Here is an 18,060-nt window from a genome sequence, read left to right on the forward strand (position 1 = left end):
CCTGCCCCGTTCGCGCCGGCCCCGGTGCCGGGCAACGCTGCGCACGTATGATGATTTCGTCTACGTAAAAAGGCAGGTAAATGGACCGTCTGGCCAAGCTTTCGCTCTCCAACCGGGCACTCATCGCCCTCATCACAGTTTTTGTAGCGGTTTTCGGCGTGATTTCGCTGAACTCCCTCAAGCAGGAACTCATACCCGCACTGGAATTCCCACAGATCAGCGTTATCACCGCTCTTCCGGGTGCATCTCCCGAAGTCGTGGACAAGCAGATCAGCGAACCGCTCGAAGCTGCCCTCACCGCGGTCGAAGGCCTGGAGTCTTCCTCGGCTACGTCGCGCTCCTCGATTTCCGCCATTACCCTGACCTTCGCCTACGGGACCGATCTGGACCGGGCACGGGGTCAGGTGGACCGGGCGATCTCCAACGCCCGCCAGTCGCTGCCGGAGGACACGAATCCGCAGTCCCTGGCCGGCAGTATCAGCGATTTCCCGATCGTCTACCTTGCTGTCTCTAGTGATGAGGAGCTGAGCGAACTCAGCTCCGACCTGCAGCGGCTGACCGTCCCGCGGCTGCAGAAGATCGAGGGCGTGCGCACCGCAGAGGTGACCGGCGGTTCCGAGCGGCACATCGCGATCCAGCCCGACCAGGCAGCACTGGCCGCCCTGGGCGCGACGCCGTCGGACATTTCCGCTGCCCTTGAGAACAGCGGCGCGCTAATCCCCGCCGGCACTGTCGACGAGGACAGCCGCACGCTTTCCATCCAGGTGGGCAGCCCGCTCGATTCGCTGGAGAAGATTTCCGCACTGCCCATCCAGGCCGAGGCAGCGGCGACGGGCTCCGCACCGCCGACCATAGGCGACGTCGCCACCGTGGAAATCACGGAGGATGAACAGACGTCGATCACCCGCACCAACGGCGAGGCAACCCTGGCCATCTCCATCACCAAGACACCGGCCGGGGACACCGTGGGCATTTCCCACGAGGTACTGGATCTGCTGCCCTCGCTGCAGGACGAACTGGGGAACGGCGCAAAGTTCACGGTGATCTTCGACCAGGCACCGTTTATTGAGAAGTCCATCTCCGACCTCACCACCGAGGGCCTGCTTGGCCTGGGCTTCGCCGTGCTGGTGATCCTGGTCTTCCTGCTCTCGGTCCGGTCCACGCTGGTGACGGCCGTTTCCATTCCGCTGTCCCTGCTGGTGACCTTCATCGGCCTGCTGGCGTTTGGCTACTCGCTGAACATCCTGACCCTGGGCGCCCTGACCATCGCGATCGGCCGGGTGGTGGACGACTCCATTGTGGTCATCGAGAACATCAAACGGCACCTGGGCTACGGGGAAGCGAAACGGACGGCGATCCTCACTGCCGTCCGCGAAGTTGCCGGCGCCATCACGGCCTCCACCCTGACCACCGTGGCGGTCTTCGCTCCGATCGCCTTGGTTGGCGGCCTGGCCGGGGAACTGTTCCGGCCTTTCGCGGTGACCACGTCGCTGGCACTGCTGGCCTCGCTGCTGGTCTCCCTGACCATCGTGCCGGTGCTGGCGTACTGGTTCCTGAAGTCACCCAAGCCGGTCAGCGATCCCGCTGCCTACCGTGCGGAAGCGGAACAGCGTGAACAGTCCACGTTCCTGCAGCGAGGGTACCTGCCCATCCTCCGCGGCACCCAGCGCCATCCTGTCTACACCCTGCTGGCCGGTGTGCTGATCCTCGGCGGAACGGCGGCGCTCACCCCGCTGCTGCAGACCAACCTTCTCGGGGACACCGGACAGAACACGTTCAGCGTCCGCCAGGAGCTTCCACCGGGCAGTTCGCTTCAAACCACCTCCGAAGCCGCTGCCGGCGTCGAAGAGATCCTCTCCGGCACCGAGGGCGTGAAGGACGTCCAGGTGACCATGGGCACCTCCACCTCCGGCATCGCTGCGTTCAGTGCCGGCGGCGCCTCGGTAGCGAACTTCACCGTAATCACCGAACAGGGCGCGGACCAGGTAGAACTGCGCGAGACGGTCCGGAAGGAGCTCGAAGACCTCGGGGACGACGCCGGTACGGTGACCCTGGGCACCCAGGGCGGCGGCTTCGGCACGTCCAACACTGTGGACATCGAAATCTCGGCCGGAGATCCGGCAGAGCTGCAGCCGGCAACCGACGCACTGGTCAAGGCCATGTCCGATCTCCCGGGGGTATCCGAGGCAACGTCGAACCTGGCGTCTTCGGAACCTGTCGTACAGGTTTCCATTGACCGGGCCAAGGCTGTGGCCGCCGGGCTGGATGAGCAGCAGGTCGCCGGGATCCTGGCCTCTACCCTGAGTCCGCTCCCGGCAGGCACCGTCCGCCTGGGCACTGACGATTTCCCGGTCCTGATCGGCGAAGGCACCGAAGTCGCCACCGTCGAACAGCTGGCGGCTATCCCGGTTCCGACGGCGGCCGGTCCCGTGCCGCTCAGCGAACTCGCGGTCGTGGAAGAAGTCGCCGTCCCCACCTCGGTGTCCTCTTCCGGCGGAGAACGCACCGCCGTCGTCTCGGTGACTCCTGCCGGGGACAACCTCGGCGGAGCGATTACCGAAGTCCAGGCAGAACTGGCCACTGTGGACCTGCCAACCTCCGTGACCGCAACGCTCAGCGGTGCAGCCACTCAGCAGAACGAATCCTTTACCCAGCTGGGCTGGGCACTGCTGGCTGCCATCGCAATCGTTTACGTGATCATGGTCGCGACGTTCAAGTCCCTGATCCAGCCGCTGATCCTCCTGGTCTCCGTTCCGTTCGCGGCAACAGGCGCGATCGTGCTGCTGCTCGTGGCCAACGTGCCGCTGGGGCTTCCGTCCCTGGTCGGGATGCTGATGCTGGTAGGCATTGTGGTCACCAACGCCATCGTGCTGGTGGACCTGATCAACCAGTACCGGCGCCCGGACGGCAGCCGCCCCGGCATGAGGGTGCAGGATGCGATTGTCCGCGGTGCCCGGCAGCGGCTGCGGCCGATCCTGATGACGGCACTGGCCACGATCTTCGCGCTGACGCCTATGGCATTGGGCGTCACCGGCGAAGGCGGGTTCATCTCGCGGCCGCTGGCGATCGTGGTGGTTGGCGGGCTGGTCAGTTCCACCCTGCTCACCCTGGTGCTGGTACCTGTGCTGTACCAGCTCGTTGAGGGCCCGCGGGAACGCCGTGCATTGGCCAGGGAGGAAGCCGCCGGGCAGGCCACGGCCTGATCCGAGCCTGCAGAAGACCCGCGCGCCTTCCCGGCGGGCGGGTCTTTTGCTGTGCGGAATGAAATGTCAGGACCGCCTGTTGTATCCTGACATTAGATGCAAATGCATATACGCCCAGGGAGGCACACCATGCAGATCGGCGTATTCAGCGTCAGCGACATCACCCGTGATCCGGTAACCGGCCGGATGCCCACGGAGGGTGAGCGCATCAAGGCCGCCGTCGCCATCGCCCGGAAGGTCGAAGAGATCGGCATGGATGTCTACGCGACCGGCGAGCACCACAACCCGCCGTTCTACGCGTCATCCCCCACCACCCTCCTGGGCTACATTGCGGCGCAGACGGAACGGATCATCCTCTCCACGGCAACCACCCTGATCACCACCAATGACCCGGTGAAGATCGCCGAGGACTTCGCCATGCTCCAGCACCTCTCTGACGGCCGCACGGACCTCGTCCTGGGCCGGGGAAACACGGCTCCGGTCTATCCCTGGTTTGGCAAGAACGCGCAGGACTCGGTCGACCTGACCGTGGAGAACTACAACCTGCTGCGCCAGCTCTGGGACAAGGAGAGCGTGAACTGGGAAGGCAAGTTCCGCACGCCGCTGCACAACTTCACCGCCACGCCCCGCCCGCTCGACGGCGTCGCACCGTTTGTCTGGCACGGTTCGATCCGTACGCCCCAGGTGGCGGAAATCGCCGCCTACTTCGGTGACGGATTCTTCGCCAACAATATTTTCTGGCCGAAGGAACACTACATGCAGCTCATCGGCCTCTACCGTGAGCGCTACGAGCACTACGGCCACGGCTCGGCGGACCAGGCGATTGTTGGCCTGGGCGGGCAGTTCTTCATGCGCAGGAACTCGCAGGACGCCGTGAACGAGTTCCGGCCGTACTTCGACAACGCGCCGGTCTACGGCCACGGCCCGTCCATGGAGGATTTCACCGCGCAGACGCCCCTCACTGTGGGCAGCCCCCAGGAAGTCCTGGAAAAGACGCTGACCTTCCAGGAGTACTTCGGCGATTACCAGCGCCAGCTCTTCCTGATCGACCATGCAGGCCTGCCGCTGAAGACCGTCCTGGAACAGCTGGACCTCTTCGGTGAGCATGTCCTGCCCGAGCTGCGCCGGGAACTGGATTCCAGGCGTCCAACGCACGTACCCGACGGACCTACCCACGCTGCGCGGGTCGCCGCACGCGAGCAGGCCGCGTCCGGCGCCACGCCGGCCGCAACTTCAGTAGGCTAATGGAATGAGTTCCGAGACCAACGGGGTGTCCCCCCTCAAACAGACAGCCGAAACCTGGGAATCCCTCTTCCGTGCCCAGGTGAGTGTCATGCGCAGGCTGCAGCGGGACCCCGAGTTCAAGGAACTCACCATGCGGGAATACGACGTACTGTTCAACCTCAGCCGCTGCCCCACCGGCTGGACCAGGCTGAATGAGCTGAACGAGCACCTGCTCATCAGCCAGCCGAGCCTGAGCAGGATGATGGACCGGCTGGAGGGCAAGGGCCTGGTGCAGCGGCGCCCGGCCCTGAACGACCAGCGCGGCGTGGAACTTTCCCTGACGGATGAGGGCCGGGCAGTGCAGAAGCGGCTCGGAAGGATCCACGTCCGCGGAATCCATGAACTTCTCGCTCCTTCGCTGACCCAGGAGGAACTCGTCCAGCTGAAGGCGCTGACGGACAAACTGCTGGCGGGCCTCCAGCCGGAGGCGAAGTCGAACCAGGCCTGAGACGGCCCTGGACAGCGGGGCTTCCCTTCGCAGGCCCCGCTGTCCGTCCCCCGGCTAGCGCGAATTCTCTCCCGGGGCAGGAAGAGTGCCTTCGGCCAGTCCCGGAACCAGCGGCGCGTCGGCAAAGGCCAGCCGGGGCACCAGCAACAGGGCTGCGGCAGCAGCGAATGCCGTCACGGAACAGACCGTCCATACCGTTAGATAGCCCGACAAGGGAGCTGCCGTCGCGGCACCCGTAATGCCGCCCAGCGACTCCCCCGCCGCACTGAGCAGCGCGATGCCGAAGACGGCGGAGGCGAAGGACCCGCCGATCGTCTTGGTGGTGTTCGTCAACCCAGTGGCCATGCCCGTGCGGTTCAGCGGTGCTGCGGCTGCCGCGGCAGACGGCAGCGCCGCAACCAGTGCGCCGGAGCCAAGTCCGGCGATGACCATGTTGGCCAGGGTCTGGGGAAGGGAATCGTGGAAGGGCACTTGCAACCCGTAGCCGATGCCGACCACCGCAGCAGCACCGCTGAGTGTGATCCGCGGCGTCGTCAGCCGTGCCGCCAACGGAAAGAGCAGGGCCCCGCTCAGCACCGCGAGCACGTAAGCCCCGATAATCAGGGACACCGAGCCTGCCTCGAGCCCCAGCCCGTAGCCGTGCACTTCCCGGTCGGTCCGGGCGAAGGTTGACATGGGCGCCTGTGCTCCCAGCACCGAGATGCCGAAGAGTCCTGCGGTGAGCTGCACCGGCCACATGGACGGGGAACGGAGCATCCGGATGTCCACCAGCGGTTCGTCGATCCGCAGCTGGTAGCGCACAAAGGGCACGAAGGCTGCCAGGCCCGCCAGCAGCACCAGCCAGACCCACCAGGTGCCTGCTCCGTTGATGCGCAGGAAGGTCAGCCCGGAGGTGAGCAGCAGCAGGCCCACGGCCAGCAGTGCGAACCCCTTGATGTCCACCGCGCCGCCGGCACGGAGCGCAGATTCCGGCACCCCGAACCACACCGCGAAGATGCACAGCGTTGCGGCAACTGCCGGGACCATCAGGGTCAGCTGGAGGTTCCCTGCGAAGACGCCGATCAGGGCACCCGCCGCAAGGGCGCCGGCAATCACGCCGAACTGGAGGCCACCCACCAGCAGGCCGGCGGCTTTGCGGGTCAGCGCCGCACGGTCAGGCTTCGAAGCGACCCGGGCAAATATGAGCGCGATCTCCAGGGGCAGCCACACCACGTAGAAGCCCTGCAGCGACCAGGCCACGAGGAACGTCCAGAAGTCCGGCGCGAACGCCACACCCCAGGAGGCCGCAGCCGTCAGCACGGTGGAAACCAGCAGGATCCGTTTGTGCCCGTAGATGTCGCCCAGCCTGGCCAGGACGGGGACGGCCAGCGCGCTGAACATCAGCTGCGCTGCCTCGAACCAGTTCACATCGCCGTCGGCGATTCCGAGGTTCCGGGCGACGTCGGTCAGGATGGGCGTGTAGTACCCCTGCAGGATGCCGCTGGTGATTTCGACCAGGAACAGGAACAGGACGATCGGCCCCAGGGCGCGCATCAGGAGGCCGCTTCCAGGTTCTGAAGCAGGTGCCGGTAGAACGCGATGCCTTCACCAAAGGCCCGGACCGCCAGTTTCTCGTTATCCGCATGGATCGATGCCCTGGCCGCCTTGTCCATCCGGAAGGGGGCAAACCGGTAGACGGCCTTGCTGATGCCGGTGAACCGGCGCGAGTCGGTGCCGCCCATCATGATGTACGGTGCCGCGATCGCATCCGGAAACACCTCGCCGATGGCCTGTTCCAGGGCGGCGAACTGGGCGTTGCCGGTGGAGGACACCGGCGACGGGTCGGTCCCTTCCACGACCCGCAGCACCACTTTCGGGTCCCGGATGGTCTTCCGCATCCGCTCCAGGACGGACTCGATGCTCTCCCCCGGCGCGATCCGGACGTTGGCGACGGCGCTGGCCCGGGTGGCGAGTACATTGGTTGCCTTGGAGCCCTGCAGCATGGTCACGGCAACAGTGGTGCGGGTCATGGCATTCGGTTCGCCGCCCAGGGCACCGAAAACCCTGGTCAGCGGCAGGGCCAGGGCGCCGGCGCGGGCAAAGAGGAACGCCGGGAGGCGGGAAGCCCCGGCTGCCAATCGACCCAGCATTTCGACGGTGACCGGATGCAGCGAGGCGGGGAATGGCTTGTTGTCCAGCCGAACGACGGCGCGGGCTACGCGGGCCGTCGCGCCGCCCCGGCTGGGTGTGGAGGCATGGCCTCCCGGATCGTTCACGGAGAGCTCGACGTCGAGGATCCCTTTTTCGGAGACTCCGATCACGGCAACCGGCCGGCTGACGAACGGGAACGCCTGTCCGGCGACGGCGCCGCCTTCGTCCAGCACAAGCCAGGGGCGTATGCCGCGTTCCTCCAGCACCCGGGCCACTTCGGCCGCGGTGTCCCCCGCGGTCTCTTCGTTGTCACCGAAGGACAGGTAGACGGTCCGCTCGGGAACAAATCCTTCCGTGAGCAGCGTTTCCACGGCCTCCATGATCGCCGCCAGCGATCCTTTGTCATCCAGCCCCCCTCGGCCGTGGATGAACCCGTCTGCGATGACGCCGCCAAACGGCGGGTGGTCCCAGGTGCTGGCGTCCTCCACCGGGACGACGTCATAGTGCGCCATCAGCACCACGGGCTCTTCGTTCCGGCGCCCCTGCCACCGGAAGAGCAGGCCGCCGCGGATATGTTCCAGGGACAGGCCTGCGTGCACGGCGGGGAACAGTGCGGCCAGTTCGCTGCGGAACCGTTCGAACTCGGCTGTCTCCACCTCTCCGGGTTCCCGGGAGGAGACGGTGCGGCAGGTGATCAGCCGGGCCAGCTTGGGTGCCGCCGCTTCGCCCAGCGCCTGGTGCGGCACGGCAGCGGAAGGAGTGCTCGTATGCATGGCATGAGTGTAGGGGCGGCAGAGTCCCGGTCCGGTTTGCTACGCGATGCTACGACGGCGTGTTCGGCTGCAGCTCCCTGACCCGGCGGACTGCGGTGACCAGCGCGCGGGCAGCCATGGTGATTTCGTTCTCCCGGACCGAGGGACCGAAAGTAAGGCGCACCGCAGACTGGGCTGTTGCACGGTCCACACCCATCGCCGTGAGGACCGGGGACGGCTCGTCGGATCCGGCCGCGCAGGCCGACCCTGAGGAGCAGAGCACTCCGGCCCGTTCGGCTTCCAGCAGGACTGCTTCCCCGCTGGTCCCGGGAAAGCAGAAGGAGGCATGGCCGGGAAGCCGTTCGGTGCGGTGGCCGGTCAGGACCGCTCCGGGCACCTGGTCCAGGACGGCGCCGATCAGGTAATCACGCAATCCGCGGGCACGTTCGGCGACGGCGTCACGCTCACGGTCCGCGAGCGCCAGCGCTGTAGCCACGGCGACCGCGCCGGCCACGTTTTCGGTGCCCGAACGGCGTCCGCGTTCCTGTCCCCCGCCGTGGAGCAGCGGTTCAAGCGGCAGCACTCCCCTGACATACAGCAGCCCGCAGCCTTTGGGTGCTCCCAGCTTGTGTCCGGAGATGCTCATGGCGTCAATCCCCGTTCCTTCCACAGACAGCGGCAGCCAGCCGGCCGCCTGCACCGCGTCGGTGTGGAAGGGGATGCCGCGGTCCCGGCAGGCTTGGGCAATCTCTCCAACGGGCTGCACGGTACCGACCTCGTTGTTGGCAGTCATGACCGTGCACAGCGTGGTCTCATGCGTCAGGGCAGCCGCGGCCTCAGCCGGGTCCACGCGGCCATCCGAGTCCACGGGCAGCAGGGTAATCCGGAACCCGTGGTGCCGGGCAAGGTAGGCGAGGGATTCCAGCACAGCGGGATGCTCGACGGCGCTGGAGACGATGTGCCGCCCCTGCGGTGCAGCAAGAGCCAGCCCTTTCACAGCGAGGTTGTCGGCCTCCGTGCCGCCCGAGGTGAAGACGATGTCCCCGGGACGGCAGCCGAGTACCTCCGCGGCAGTGCGCCGGGCGTAGTCCAGGGCACGGGCTGCGGTCTCCCCCGCCGAGTGGGTGCTGGAGGGGTTGCCGAAGTCGGTTGTGTACAGCGGCGCCAGCGCGGCCAGGACCTCCGGGCGGACCGGTGTGGTGGCAGCGGCATCAAAGTAGATCATTCGCGGTACTCCTGCTGCGCTGCCAGCGAGGCGCGGATGTCCAGGCCAAGGTCCAGTGCGCGGACGCTGTGGGTTAGGGCACCGGCGGAAATGATGTCCACACCGGTGGCGGCAATGGCAGCAACGGTATCCAGCCGGACGTTGCCGCTGGCCTCCGTCAATGCCCGCCCGTTGACGGCTTCCACTCCGCGGCGCAGGTCCTCGACGCTGAAATTGTCCAGCAGTACGGTGTCCGCTCCGCCGGCAAGCACAGGTTCGATCTGGTCCAGGGAGTCCACTTCCACCTCGAAATGCACGGTGTGGGAGAGCTTGTCCCTTGCCTCGCGGAGCGCTGCGGCGAGGTCCAGTCCGGCGGCGGCCAGGACGGCCAGGTGATTGTCCTTTGCCATGACCGCGTCGGAGAGGGAATAGCGGTGGTTGAACCCGCCGCCGCAGCGCAGCGCGTAGCGTTCAAGTGCCCGCAGCCCGGGGGTTGTCTTGCGGGTGTCCGCGATGCGGGCCCTGGTTCCCTCGGTTTCCGCCACGAACCTGGCTGTCAGCGTGGCAATCCCGGACAACCGCTGAGCAAGGTTCAGCGCCACCCGTTCGGCGGTGAGCACGGTCCGGGCAGGTCCGGTGATCTCGGCCAGGATGGCGCCGGCGTCGAAGCGCTCCCCGTCGCGGACCAGCTGGATCACGGCGGTGCCGGTGCCGGCCAGCCGGAAGGCTGCCTCAAGGACCTGTTCGCCGCAGAAGATTCCCTCTTCGCGGGCGGTCAGGAACGCGGTGGCAATGGCGTTTTCCGGAATCAGTGCGTGTGAGGTGAGGTCGCCCCACGGGGCATCCTCTGCGAGCGCAGCGGAGACGAGGTCATCCACCGCCCGGGCCGGGAGCGGCAGGGGCGCTGCGCCGCCCGTCCGGGGCAGCGGGGTGGGTGCGCCGCCGGTCCCGGTGCGTGCGGGAAGCTGTGTGTTGGTCATCTGTTGGTTCCGTTCATCGGTCAGGCAGGTTCGGGTAGGCGGGCTCCGCGGGACGCGGCCCGGCGCATCGGAGGATGGAGTGCAGGCAGGGCATCGGATCGGAAGTGCGCGTCCCCGGGCACGCCGGCGATTCCGCTGCCGACGACGGCGATGCTCACGGCCGGACCGCCAGCATCCGTTCCAGGGCAGTACGGGCCGCCGAGGCTGTGGCGGCGGGAACGGTGATCCGGTTGTGAACCTGGCCGGCGGCGAGTCCCTCCAGCACCCAGGCGAGGTAGCCCGGGTGGATCCGGTACATGGTCGAGCAGGGGCAGATCACCGGGTCGAGGCAGAAGATCGTGTGCTGCGGGTACTGCGCGGCCAGCCGGTTCACCATGTTGATCTCGGTGCCGACGGCGAAGGTGCTTCCCGCAGGTGCTGCGGCGATCGCCTTCTGGATGTAGTCGGTGGAACCGGACTCGTCCGCTGCGTCCACCACCGGCATGGGGCATTCGGGATGCACGATCACCCGGACTCCTGGGTGTTCGGCGCGGGCCTGCTCGATCTGGGCGACGGTGAAGCGCTTGTGGACTGAACAGAACCCGTTCCAGAGCAGGACTTTGGCGTCCTGCAGGGTTTGCGGCGTGTTCCCGCCCAGCGGCAGCCGCGGGTTCCACATGGGCATGGCAGCAAGCGGAATACCCATGGCCTTGGCGGTATTGCGGCCCAGGTGCTGGTCCGGGAAAAACAGCACCCGCTGCCCGCGTTCAAAGGCCCACTCCAGGACTGCGGCAGCGTTGGAAGACGTGCAGACAATCCCGCCGTTCTCCCCGCAGAACGCTTTCAGCGCCGCGGAGGAGTTCATATAGGTCACCGGGATAACCGGCTGCCGGCCCAGGGCGTCCGGTGCCTCGCCGTACAGCGCGGAAAGCTGCTCCCAGCATTCGGCGACGGAGTCGGCGTCGGCCATATCTGCCATGGAGCACCCGGCCGCCAGGTTCGGCAGCACAACGGCCTGATCGGGCCCGGAGAGCAGGTCCGCGGTCTCTGCCATAAAGTGCACGCCGCAGAACACGATGGCTTCGGCGTCCGGACGGCTCTTGGCAGCACGGGCCAGCTGGAAGGAATCCCCGACGAAGTCTGCGTGCCGCACGACCTCATCCCGTTGGTAAAAATGCCCCAGAATCACCACGCGGTCTCCCAGAAACTCCTTGGCCCTGGTAATCCGCTCTTCCAGTTCGGCATCCGATGTCCGGCGGTATTCTTCCGGCAGCTCGGCCTGGCGGGGAATACCTGCCGGAGCGGCATCCGTCAGGGAGGCACCGGGACCGTATCCTGGAGCGGCGTCGAAATCCCACGGCCCGGAGGCAAGCCCGGGAGCGCAGGTGGCGGTTGATGCCTGTGCCTGGTTCAGCGCCTCTTCGGGTCCGGAAAGCAGGGCGATCCTGGTGGCTACGCTGCCGCCCGGGACCGGAATCGTTGCAGTCATTTCAGTGCTCCGTTGCTTGTCATCGCTGGCTGGGGAAGGAATTCTCCCGGGGATCCGGGCCGGTGTAGCGGTACAGCCGCGGGGGCCGGTGCCGCCCGCCCTGCAGGTACTCGTCGGTGGGCTCGATGTGCACTGATGACTGGAGCTGGCGGCGGAAGTTCGCCGGATCCAGTGCCCGGCCGAGGACGGCTTCATAGACTTCCCGGACCTGGGCCAGGGTGAAGGTGGAGCCAAGGAACGCGTAGGCCACGGTTCCGTACTCGAGCTTGTTGCGCAGGCGCCAGAGCGCGTACTCGACGATCTGATTGTGGTCGAAGGCCAGGGTGCCCACCCGGTCTGCCCGGAACCATGCCACGTTCTCGTCCTGCCGGGCCAGCGCTGCCTCGTCCGGCTGCACCAGCGCCCAGTACACAATCGACACCACGCGGGGCGACGGGGACCTGTCCGGGCCGCCAAAGGCGTACAGCTGTTCAAGATACCGGGGTGCCAGGGCTGTGGTCTCCTGCAGGTTCCTGGCGGCGGCGTCCTGGAGCGACTCGGTGGGCCGCAGCGGACCGCCCGGCAGAGCCCACAGATCCAGGTAGGGCTGCCGGATCCGGCGGACCAGGGGAAGCCACAGCGTCAGGTTTCCGGTATCCGGATCCGGGCGCAGCGCAAAGATCACCGTGGAAATGGCCAGCGACGGCGGCTCCTGCTCCCGCTCCGAAACGTTGGCGTATCTGGGGCTCATGCCTGCGTGCCTTCCTTGCCGGCACCCTAAGGCCGCCGCTTGTCCTGTAAGGGTCAGGTTGACTCTAACTCAGTCTGCGGGAAATGCAGAGGACTGCTAATTGAAAGTTACGCGCTCTTTTCCGGCTCCGCGGCGTCTGCGCCTGCGGCGGCATGCAGCAGCGGCAGCATCCGCCCTTCGAAGTGGGTGTTCAGCACGATCACCGAAGAGGATCTCAGTACGGCACCGGTGGCAACCATTGAGTCGATCACACGCTGCAGATCCGAGTTTGACCGCGCGGCCACCCGGGCAATGAGATCACTTTCCCCGGAGACAGTGTGCGCTTCCTGGACCTCAGGAATCTCTGCCAGGGCGGCTACGACGGCGTCATGCCCCATATCCTGGCGGATAGTGAGAGAGCAGTACGCCGTGACGACGTAGCCCAGTGCGGCAGGATCAAGCCGGGGCCCCCAGCCGGCTATGACGCCGTTGCGCTGCATCCGGTCAAGCCGGGCCTGCACTGTGGCACGGGCAACCTTGAGCATGCGGGACGCTTCCAGGACCGACATCCGGGGGTCATCGGTAAAGAGGGACACGATCCGGGCGTCGAGCTGATCTGTTGCCATGGCAGCCTTTCCGTGCAGGAAATCCGGGCGGGACCGGGCAGCCGCCCGGAACGGGACTGCTGATGCCGCCCCTGATGGAACTTTAGCGGCAGAGCCGCTTTGGCTGCACCGCGCCACGCACGGGAATATGGCGGGCTGCCCCGAACCCAGGGCACCAAAAAGGCATAATGTGAATTGCAAACACACTGGAAGCTGATTCAAGCAAAAACTACCAGGCAGCAATGTTTAGTGGTTTTTCAAAATTGCAGCCAATAAATTCCTACCCCGGAACCGGACGGACCACACCAAGCAATCCCCGGAAGCCGCACAGGCTCGAATCCGCAACAGGGCGGGCGGCCGGGCTGCCGTCCAGGCAGGAGCTCGAAAGCTCCCGGCCTAAACGGTTTCCCTTTGCACCGGGCGGCTTACAGGCCCTTGCGCTTGCGGGGCGCCGGCTCCACTGAAGCGGACTTGGCCCGCTTCTCCGCGCGCTTCTCCTTGATGGACTTACCTGGCTTTTTGGCGTTTCCTGACATTTGCACTCCTCAGCGACTGGCCGGCGGCGCTGGCCTTTTCTCAGGCCGCCTGACTTTTTATCCACTTTGGGAAAACCGGTTTCCGCAGTTTATTTGAAAGACCGGCTATTGACGACCATACCCGGAAATAAATTAAATGCCAGTCCTGCATCCGGCCCGCGCAGCTGCTGCACACTCGTGCACAGCCGCCCCGGGCGGACACTTATGGAGCGCCTCACCTCGAACACTGCAAGCCACTCCGCTAGTCAGCAGGAGAGTAGACATTTTGTACAGGTAATGCCGCGGACCAATGAACTATCTGTGCAGTGTGTTCAGGCTCGCAATAGCTGTTTGCAGAGTGGCGTGATGGCGGTTACGTTTTGCCTCATGGACCTAGACATAACGAGCATCCCCGAGCTCACACATGAGGAACTGCGCCGGCTGTACCAGCTGGTGGATGCCACGCGGGAGCTGGACCTGGCCGCGGTCGCCTGGCAGCGCCAGGGCATCATCCCGGGCTACGCCCCCGAACTGGGCCAGGAAGCTGCCCAGGTGGGCAGCGCCTTCGCCATGGACACCGCCCGGGATTTCCTGTTCCCCACCTACCGCGAAATGGGTGTGGCTCTGGCACTGGGCGTGGACATGGTCGAGTACATGTCCACTCACAAGGCAAGCTGGCACGGCGGCCTGTACAACCCGGTCAGCACCGGCCTGGCGCCGATCCAGGCAGTTGTTGGGGGTTCCGTGCTCCACGCAGTGGGATGGGCCCACGGACAGCGCCTGTCCGCTGCGCCCGGTTCCGAACTGCCCGCCGCCATGGCCTATTTCGGCGACGGCGCCAGTTCCCAGGGCGATGTGCACGAGGCCATGAACTTTGCCGGTGTCTTGAAGGCCCCGGTCATCTTCTTCGTCCAGAACAACGGCTGGGCTATCTCGCTGCCCACGCAGGACCAGGTTGCCGGCGGCACCGTTGCAGCCCGCGCCGCAGGCTACGGGATGCCCTCCGTGACCGTCGACGGAAATGATGCACCCGCCGTCGTACGCGCCACCCGGGCTGCCCTGGCCCACGCGAGGGCGGGCAACGGCCCGGTGCTGATCGAAGCCATGACCTACCGCCGGGGACCCCACTCCACCAGCGACGACCCGGGACGCTACCGGAGCCTCGACGAGGAACGCCGTGACGCCGGAGCAGATCCCGTAGCCCGGCTTGCCGCACTCCTGCTGGAGGACGGCGCCGCTGACCAGGCTTTCCTGGACGCGTCCCGCAGCGAGGCGAAGGCGCATGCCGAGAAGGTCCGCGAAGGGGTCCAGGCCCTGGAACCGCGTCCCGGCCGGGAAATGTTCGACTTTGTCTTCGCTGAACCCACCGACACCCTGAAAGCCCAGGCCCGTGCCTGGCGGGAGGAATCCGAGCATGTCTAGCCAACTGACTGAAGGAATCCGGCCCATGGAAGGTTCCATCCCCGGCTCCCCCGCTGCCGAAACAATCTCGATGCAGGCCGCCCTCAACCGGGCTCTTGCGGAGATCCTTGCCGAGGACGAAAAAACTGTTGTCCTCGGAGAAGACGTGGGACGCCTCGGCGGGGTCTTCCGCATCACCGACGGTCTGCAGAAGCGGTTCGGAGCCGAACGCGTCTTCGATACACCGCTGGCGGAGTCGGGAATCCTGGGCATGTCGGTGGGACTGGCCATGGCCGGCTACCACCCGATCCCCGAGGTCCAGTTCGACGGCTTCGCCTATCCTGCGGTCAACCAGATCATTACCCAGCTGGCCCGGATGAACTACCGCAGCCGCGGAACCATGCCGATGCCCGTAACCCTCCGGGTGCCCAGCTTTGGCGGGATCCGCGCACCTGAACATCACGGCGAGTCGCTTGAGGCGCTCTTCGCGCATGTGCCGGGGCTGAAGGTTGTCTCGCCGTCCAATCCGCACGACGCCTACCACCTGCTCAAGCACTCGGCCCGCCAGCCGGACCCGGTGATCTTCATGGAACCGAAGTCCCGGTACTGGCAGAAGGACACAGTCGACTTCGCCGACGCGGGTTCCCCGCTGGGTTCCAAGGTTGTGCGCCCAGGGCGCCACCTGACCCTTGTTGCCTGGGGTGCCATGGTGGCGCGCTGCCTGCAGGTCGCCGAACTCGCCGCCGAGGACGGCATCGAGATCGAGGTGCTGGACCTGCGCTGGCTCAAGCCGATCGATGCCGCCGGACTTGCCGCATCAGTGTCCCGCACCCGGCGGGCAGTAGTGGTCCACGAGGCCCCGCTCACCGCCGGGCTGGGCGCTGAAGTCGCCGCGCTGATCACCCAGCACTGCTTTGACACACTGCGGGCGCCGGTGGAACGGGTCACGGGATTCGACGTACCGTATCCCTCAGGTGATCTTGAAGACGAATACATCCCGAACGTTGACCGGATCCTTTTCGGGATCCAGCGAGTATTGGAGTACCGGCGTGGCTGAACTTTCCTTTCCCCTGCCCGACCTGGGTGAAGGCCTGATCGAGGCAACCATCCTGGAGTGGCTCGTCGCCCCGGGAGACCAGGTGGAGCGCAACCAGCCCCTGGTCGAGGTGGAGACCTCCAAGTCTGCTGTGGAGCTTCCCTCCCCGCAGGCCGGAATCGTCGCCCGGATCTACGGAGATGCGGGCGAAAAGATCAATGTCGGTGAACCCCTCGTCGTTTTCGAGGTTCCCGATGACACAGCCGGGATTGTTGGAACGGTGCCGCAGGAGGCTCCGGCCCGCCGCCGGGTCCGCTTGTCCGCTGTCCTGGACGAAGACTAGGGTCCATGGAGATCCTTGAGGGCACCGAGCCCGTGCTGTCCAGCGAAATCTACGAACCCGCGGACGACGCCGGGCTGCGTCCCGTACTGCTCCTCCACGGTTTTGCTTCCTCAGCGGAAATGAACTGGGTTTCCACCGGATGGATCCGAACGCTCACCGAGGCCGGCCGCCGGGTAATCGCCGTCGACCTCCCGGGCCACGGACGCAGCACCTCGCCGGCCGGACGCGAGCACTACTATCCCAGCCGGATCCGCAGCCGGATCCTGGATATGCTCACGGCTGCCGGGGTCCGGCCGCTGGAGCCGCACGACCGCTCCTCGGGCGTGGACATCGTGGGCTACTCGCTGGGCTCCCGCCTCGCGTGGGAGTTTGGTGCAGCGGCGCCGGAGCTGGTGCACCGGATGGTCCTGGGCGGTCCGGGTTCCGGTGATCCGCTGGCGGAGTTCGACCTTGACGGCGCCCGGCAGGCGCTGGCCGGCGGCTCACCCCTCACGGACCCCGTCAGTGCCGACCTGCTCAGGATGGCAACCATTGTCCCCTCCAATGACCTGGAGGCTTTGTTCACGTTGATCGAGGCGATCAAGGAAGAGCCGTTCCGCCCCGCCGCCGCAGTTCCGGCGATGCCCCTGCTGCTCGTAGCGGGTGAGAACGATGAGCTCGCTGCTTCCGCCCCGGAATTGGCTGAGCTGAACGGACGCTCGGATCTGCTGCTTCTTCCTGGCCGGCATCACGCCAACGCAGTGACCTCGCGCGCTTTCAAGAGCTCAGCCGTGGATTTCCTCTCCCAGGGCGCCGCACCGCTTCCCTGAGGGTTCGGCCAGGACCTGGTTGAGGCGGCTCAAAACGCCGCTGGCAGGTGCAGGTAACCGGTAGGATGAGATGGTCAGTACACTGATACTAATAATCAGTGTGCTTGGCAATATTTCCGGCGACAGTTCTGGTGACTGAAATCGCTTTCCGGGGATATTTGTGTGTGAACATCCGCCCGGCCATTTCGTGCAGCTCAACCTATAAGTGAGGATGCCCTTGGACCTATTCCTGGGCCAGCGCTACCGCACCACCGATCTCATCGGAACGGGCGGCGCTGCTTCTGTGCTCCGGGCGACCGACGAGAACCTGGGCCGCGAAGTTGCGGTCAAGATTTTCCGTCCGTCTGTCCAGGAGGACGACGCTTACCGCCGCCAGCACACAGAGACGCTGCTGCTGGCGACGCTGAACCACCCGGGGCTGGTCACTCTGCTCGACGCAGGCCTGCACCATGACGAGGACGGCAACGTCCTGAACTACATCGTGATGGAACTTGTCGACGGCCCCGACCTGCGCCGTACTTTGAAGTCCGGGCCGCTGCCGGCAGTCTCGGTTGCTTCCCTGGGCGCAGACCTGGCCGATGCGCTGGCCTACATTCATTCCCAGGGAGTCATCCACCGGGACGTGAAACCGGCCAATATCCTGCTCTATCCGCAGGGTGAGCTTGATTCGCGGCTCTATCCCAAACTGACCGACTTCGGCATCGCCAGGTTCGTCGAAGCCACGGTCGCCACAGCCCACGGAGCCACCATAGGCACCGCGAACTACCTCAGCCCGGAGCAGGCACAGGGCGGGACGGTCCAGCCTTCCACCGACATCTATTCGCTCGGCCTGGTGCTGCTTGAATCGCTCACCGGCGAAAAGGCCTTCCCCGGACCGATTGTGGAGGCCGCCGTCGCGCGGCTGCTCCGCGATCCGCACATCCCCGATGCACTTGGCGATGACTGGGTGCAGCTGCTCCGCTCGATGACATCCCGCCTGCCCGATACCAGGCCGGCCGCCCACGAGGCAGCTGCGGCACTGCGCCTGCTGGCCCTGGAGCCGGAGGCGGCTCCGGCGGTCGGCGAGGATTCAGCAGCAGAGGAAGAGGAAGTCACCACCGGCGGCGTGACGACCGGCAATATCTATATTCCGCTGCCGCCGACTCACGCACCCAGCCTGCCCTAGCTGCGCCG

The 18,060-nt window shown here is 66.0% G+C and carries 15 protein-coding genes; 8 read left to right on the forward strand and 7 right to left on the reverse strand.

Going from position 1 to position 18,060, the window contains the following annotated elements:
• Window positions 1–80 precede the first annotated feature (80 nt).
• The 3 genes from NF551_RS10850 to NF551_RS10860 all read left to right on the forward strand — a co-directional run bounded on the left by NF551_RS10850 (window position 81) and on the right by NF551_RS10860 (window position 4,935).
• Complete coding sequence (locus tag NF551_RS10850; RefSeq protein WP_227894697.1) at window positions 81–3,203, forward strand: efflux RND transporter permease subunit; 3,123 nt, start codon at window positions 81–83, stop codon at window positions 3,201–3,203.
• Between the two features lie 129 nt (window positions 3,204–3,332).
• Window positions 3,333–4,448: an LLM class flavin-dependent oxidoreductase gene (locus tag NF551_RS10855; RefSeq protein WP_227894696.1), complete on the forward strand. Its 1,116-nt coding sequence runs from the start codon at window positions 3,333–3,335 to the stop codon at window positions 4,446–4,448.
• A 4-nt stretch (window positions 4,449–4,452) separates the two neighbouring features.
• Complete coding sequence (locus NF551_RS10860) at window positions 4,453–4,935, forward strand: MarR family winged helix-turn-helix transcriptional regulator (protein WP_227894695.1); 483 nt, start codon at window positions 4,453–4,455, stop codon at window positions 4,933–4,935.
• A 54-nt stretch (window positions 4,936–4,989) separates the two neighbouring features.
• Here NF551_RS10860 and NF551_RS10865 read toward each other — a convergent pair whose 3' ends face one another.
• The 7 genes from NF551_RS10865 to NF551_RS10895 form a co-directional block, all read right to left on the reverse strand.
• Entirely contained in the window at window positions 4,990–6,468 is a 1,479-nt protein-coding gene (locus tag NF551_RS10865) for an MFS transporter (protein ID WP_227894694.1), read from the reverse strand.
• A complete protein-coding gene (locus NF551_RS10870) occupies window positions 6,468–7,838 on the reverse strand; it encodes a M20/M25/M40 family metallo-hydrolase (protein ID WP_227894693.1) in 1,371 nt (456 codons plus the stop codon). Before NF551_RS10870 ends, NF551_RS10865 begins: the two co-directional genes overlap by 1 nt.
• Before the next feature lie 49 nt (window positions 7,839–7,887).
• Complete coding sequence (locus NF551_RS10875; protein WP_227894692.1) at window positions 7,888–9,042, reverse strand: cysteine desulfurase family protein; 1,155 nt, start codon at window positions 9,040–9,042, stop codon at window positions 7,888–7,890.
• Window positions 9,039–10,001 (reverse strand): carboxylating nicotinate-nucleotide diphosphorylase, encoded by a 963-nt coding sequence (nadC, locus tag NF551_RS10880; RefSeq protein ID WP_227894691.1) that lies wholly within the window; start codon window positions 9,999–10,001, stop codon window positions 9,039–9,041. Before nadC ends, NF551_RS10875 begins: the two co-directional genes overlap by 4 nt.
• A 154-nt stretch (window positions 10,002–10,155) precedes the next feature.
• Window positions 10,156–11,469, reverse strand: coding sequence for a quinolinate synthase NadA (gene nadA, locus NF551_RS10885; RefSeq protein WP_227894690.1), 1,314 nt, complete (start codon window positions 11,467–11,469; stop codon window positions 10,156–10,158).
• A gap of 19 nt (window positions 11,470–11,488) precedes the next feature.
• Entirely contained in the window at window positions 11,489–12,199 is a 711-nt protein-coding gene (locus tag NF551_RS10890; protein WP_227894689.1) for an NUDIX hydrolase, read from the reverse strand.
• A gap of 107 nt (window positions 12,200–12,306) precedes the next feature.
• Window positions 12,307–12,804 carry an Lrp/AsnC family transcriptional regulator gene (locus NF551_RS10895; RefSeq protein WP_227894688.1) on the reverse strand — a complete coding sequence of 166 codons (498 nt, stop codon included), beginning with the start codon at window positions 12,802–12,804 and terminating at the stop codon, window positions 12,307–12,309.
• Window positions 12,805–13,685: 881 nt separating this feature from the next.
• On the opposite strand from NF551_RS10895, the gene NF551_RS10900 reads away from it, so the two are divergent.
• From NF551_RS10900 to NF551_RS10920, 5 genes are all read left to right on the forward strand, one after another.
• On the forward strand, window positions 13,686–14,720 hold the full coding sequence (locus tag NF551_RS10900; RefSeq protein ID WP_227894687.1) for a thiamine pyrophosphate-dependent enzyme: 1,035 nt from the start codon (window positions 13,686–13,688) through the stop codon (window positions 14,718–14,720).
• Between the two features lie 25 nt (window positions 14,721–14,745).
• Window positions 14,746–15,756 carry an alpha-ketoacid dehydrogenase subunit beta gene (locus NF551_RS10905; protein WP_227894743.1) on the forward strand — a complete coding sequence of 337 codons (1,011 nt, stop codon included), beginning with the start codon at window positions 14,746–14,748 and terminating at the stop codon, window positions 15,754–15,756.
• Complete coding sequence (locus NF551_RS10910) at window positions 15,749–16,078, forward strand: biotin/lipoyl-containing protein (protein ID WP_227894686.1); 330 nt, start codon at window positions 15,749–15,751, stop codon at window positions 16,076–16,078. Before NF551_RS10905 ends, NF551_RS10910 begins: the two co-directional genes overlap by 8 nt.
• A 5-nt stretch (window positions 16,079–16,083) precedes the next feature.
• Window positions 16,084–16,887, forward strand: a complete 804-nt coding sequence (locus NF551_RS10915; RefSeq protein WP_227894685.1) for an alpha/beta fold hydrolase — start codon at window positions 16,084–16,086, stop codon at window positions 16,885–16,887.
• Window positions 16,888–17,104: 217 nt separating this feature from the next.
• Window positions 17,105–18,052, forward strand: coding sequence for a serine/threonine-protein kinase (locus NF551_RS10920; RefSeq protein ID WP_227894684.1), 948 nt, complete (start codon window positions 17,105–17,107; stop codon window positions 18,050–18,052).
• The last annotated feature ends 8 nt before the right edge of the window (window positions 18,053–18,060 follow it).

The sequence above is a fragment of the Arthrobacter caoxuetaonis genome, from assembly GCF_023921125.1.
In the GTDB taxonomy this organism is placed as follows: domain Bacteria; phylum Actinomycetota; class Actinomycetes; order Actinomycetales; family Micrococcaceae; genus Arthrobacter_B; species Arthrobacter_B caoxuetaonis.

Coding starts and splice junctions, on each gene's coding strand:
- NF551_RS10855 (WP_227894696.1), top strand. CDS start 3,333: ATGCAGATCGGCGTATTCAGCGTCAGCGACATCACCCGTGATCCGGTA.
- NF551_RS10870 (WP_227894693.1), bottom strand. CDS start 7,838: ATGCATACGAGCACTCCTTCCGCTGCCGTGCCGCACCAGGCGCTGGGC.
- NF551_RS10915 (WP_227894685.1), top strand. CDS start 16,084: ATGGAGATCCTTGAGGGCACCGAGCCCGTGCTGTCCAGCGAAATCTAC.
- NF551_RS10895 (WP_227894688.1), bottom strand. CDS start 12,804: ATGGCAACAGATCAGCTCGACGCCCGGATCGTGTCCCTCTTTACCGAT.
- NF551_RS10900 (WP_227894687.1), top strand. CDS start 13,686: ATGGACCTAGACATAACGAGCATCCCCGAGCTCACACATGAGGAACTG.
- nadC (WP_227894691.1), bottom strand. CDS start 10,001: ATGACCAACACACAGCTTCCCGCACGCACCGGGACCGGCGGCGCACCC.
- NF551_RS10850 (WP_227894697.1), top strand. CDS start 81: ATGGACCGTCTGGCCAAGCTTTCGCTCTCCAACCGGGCACTCATCGCC.
- nadA (WP_227894690.1), bottom strand. CDS start 11,469: ATGACTGCAACGATTCCGGTCCCGGGCGGCAGCGTAGCCACCAGGATC.
- NF551_RS10865 (WP_227894694.1), bottom strand. CDS start 6,468: ATGCGCGCCCTGGGGCCGATCGTCCTGTTCCTGTTCCTGGTCGAAATC.
- NF551_RS10875 (WP_227894692.1), bottom strand. CDS start 9,042: ATGATCTACTTTGATGCCGCTGCCACCACACCGGTCCGCCCGGAGGTC.
- NF551_RS10890 (WP_227894689.1), bottom strand. CDS start 12,199: ATGAGCCCCAGATACGCCAACGTTTCGGAGCGGGAGCAGGAGCCGCCG.
- NF551_RS10905 (WP_227894743.1), top strand. CDS start 14,746: ATGGAAGGTTCCATCCCCGGCTCCCCCGCTGCCGAAACAATCTCGATG.
- NF551_RS10860 (WP_227894695.1), top strand. CDS start 4,453: ATGAGTTCCGAGACCAACGGGGTGTCCCCCCTCAAACAGACAGCCGAA.